Raw genomic sequence first — 388 nt, 5'->3', positions numbered from 1 at the left:
GATTTATGGCGCAAAGATTTCGCAAAAATCAGAAGGGCAGGTGTAAAAAAAGTATAAAAAGGGAAAGACCACAATTTAACTATTGGTAAGTAAATCGTTAACTTTTTTGTAACTTAATTACAGGCGGGAATGTAAATATTCACGAAATGGATGAAAATAAGTGGTCGGATGAGTAGTAAAATTACAAACAAAGCGGTATTATTTTAACCAGGTCACAGATTTCACATTTTCTGGAGACGGTTTCCGGCCAACTACAGGGGAGAAAATTATGGATCTTTATAAAGTGTTTCCGGCTCATATCATTTTCATGCGTCGCACTTTCGCCGTAGTGGCTGGCGTGTTGGCCCTGCCGGTGATGCTGTTCTGGAAAGATCGCGCACGTTTCTAC

The 388-nt window shown here is 39.9% G+C and carries 1 protein-coding gene; it reads left to right on the top strand.

Annotation, left to right across the window (positions count from 1 at the left end):
- Window positions 1-268: 268 nt before the first annotated feature.
- Window positions 269-388 (top strand): DUF2517 family protein (locus GD429_RS40140; protein ID WP_152865759.1); only part of this gene is annotated, 120 nt, incomplete at its 3' end.

This window comes from Burkholderia sp. BE17 (genome assembly GCF_009362305.1).
GTDB lineage: Bacteria > Pseudomonadota > Gammaproteobacteria > Burkholderiales > Burkholderiaceae > Burkholderia > Burkholderia pyrrocinia_C.
Note: the sequence above shows the minus strand (reverse complement) of the source record. Positions and strands in the feature narration are given on the sequence as shown.